Annotated in this window: 1 protein-coding gene; it reads left to right on the top strand. The window is 26.2% G+C overall.

Annotated features, from left to right (window positions below):
- A partial coding sequence (locus AACZ75_RS15595; protein ID WP_339874131.1) for a restriction endonuclease occupies window positions 1-2,292 on the top strand: 2,292 nt, incomplete at its 5' end.
- Between the last annotated feature and the right edge of the window lie 103 nt (window positions 2,293-2,395).

Raw genomic sequence — 2,395 nt, 5'->3', positions numbered from 1 at the left:
TATTTTAAAGATAAAATAAATAATAATTTTATAAAAGAACAACAAAATAAAATGGAAAAAGCTAGTAGTTTTTTCTTTTGTCTTCCATCAGTAAAAAAATCTAATACAAACCTAGCGTTTTCTAAAATGCATGAGTTTGATACGGAAACTACAAGTATGGATGAATCCAATATAGATAGAATTTCTAATTTACATTATCCAGAAACAGGAAATATTGAATATTCAGAATATAGTGATGAAAAATTTTTTAAAAATGATCTTTTTGCAAAAGATTATAAGGATGGAATTTTACTTGTTAGTAATCTTGCACCAAGTAGAAATATGCAAGTTGCATTTGTAGTGGCAGAAGCTAAGGTAAAAAACGTTCTTTGCGGTAAAACCGTGCTTTCAACGTATACGACAAGAGAAGTTTTTAGAAACTATGGTCAAGTAAATTGGAAAGATAAAAAGTTTGATGAACAAGTTATTCTATATTTTGTTTTTCCAAAGTATTCTAAAAACAAAACTTTCAAAATAGTTTTAAAAAATAACAAAAACATGAATGGTTTAGTTAGTTACTTTAGAGAAAACGAAACAGTGGAAAAACAAAATACATTGTTCTTAAGGGATAAAGCCGAAACATTGCAGTTTTTAGAATGTTTAAGAGATAAAAATAGATATAATGAATTATATGAACATAAACATAATAAAAATGTTTTTTTAAAACATAGTTATAATTGTGCATTACTTAGAATGCATAATATAATAGCATCTTTTCATACAGATTATAAAGAGAAGTATAAAGAAATCGTAAAAAATTTAGAAGTAAAAGAACTTGAAGAATTAAAACAAATATACTTAAAACAAGTTTTTCCTTATGAAGAATATTTTGAACCTTATTTTGCTCCTCAACAACATAATGACGATATACAAATAGCTTATTATAAAAGTATTCTTATAAAATTTATGATTTTACAAAAATCATGTAATTATAATACTTTAATTAATGGAACTATTATTAATACAGAACATAAATCTGAAACGGATTGTTTATTGTTTTGGAATAAAATAAATCTTTTTGAATTGTTTTTTAATTTATTTAATGAACACAACTCTAGATTAGCTTTAAATCCTGAAGGAATAGTGAATGATTTAGATAAATTTGATGAAAAATTTACCTTAGAAACACGTGCGATACCTTTGTTTTTACTAGAATCTTTTAAAGAAAAAACAAACGAGCTTAAAGAACCTCAAAAATATGAATTTAAAAGTAAACATATTTTAGAAGAAGCCATGGATTCAAGCACGGGTTATTTAATGCCTTACGATGGTGCGTTTGAAATACTTCATGACCCTTTGTTTAATTTTATTAGATTTAGAGAGTATGAAGATTTTATTTCAATTGTAATAGCTGATAAAAATGAAAGATGTTTAGTTGAAGTTTTTGATAAAAATAAAAGAGATTTTAAATATATGTTATGGAATGATTTAAAACAAAGTCAATATCATTCTGAGGAGTGCGTGGAAGACATGTACACAAAACTTGCAACATGTATCAGGGATGCAAAAGTTTTAATAGAAAGAGATTCTACGATGCATTATCAAGGTAAACGTAAGCCTTATGGTAGTAATACTAGTTCAATTTATCATTTTTATTTTCCAAGAGTTAAATACAAAAGAAATGATGGCAAAGAACAATTAAGAAAAGAAAAAGATTTTTTTAATGAAAGTAGAAAGTTTAGTGGAACTAGACGACAACATGCAAGAAAACTAATTGATGGATATACAGCAGATAAAAAACAATTGTTACTTGCAAAACAAATGGATTTCTATGTTCCCGATGGTCATACTTATGTAAAAGCTTCAACATGGGGTGATAACATGACTAAGAGAGAAATTAGGTATAGAAACACCTCTCTCAACGGTATTTTTTATTTTGATAAAAGAGAAATGTCAGAAGCAGAGAAAATAAATAGACTATCTCCTCCTGGTTTTGAGGAATATTCTGAAAAATATATTAAAAAATTAGGATATGAAGTTAAAAAAAGATCTAATTATGATGGTGGTATTGATATTAGAGCTGTGCGTGTATTAGATAATATGCAAGTTGAAAATTTATTGGTTCAATGTAAACATTGGAATTCACCAATTCCTCCAGGCGCTATAAGAGATTTTAAAACTGCTTGTGATATGGAAAAAACTAATAACATTAAAAAATTTATGTTTATAACATCTTCTAAATTTAGTCCTGGTGCTAAAGAACTTGCAGAACAATTTAATATAATGTTAATAGATGGAAATGATTTAATATGATGGATGATAAAGATATAAAAGACTACCACAAGTTAGTCGATAAGCTTGAAAAACAAACCAAGGTCAAAGGTATAAAGAAAAGTAATAAATACAGCTATATCCA

This window comes from uncultured Brevundimonas sp., assembly GCF_963975535.1.
Lineage (GTDB): Bacteria > Pseudomonadota > Alphaproteobacteria > Caulobacterales > Caulobacteraceae > Brevundimonas.
This window is presented reverse-complemented; position numbering and strand designations above follow the sequence as displayed.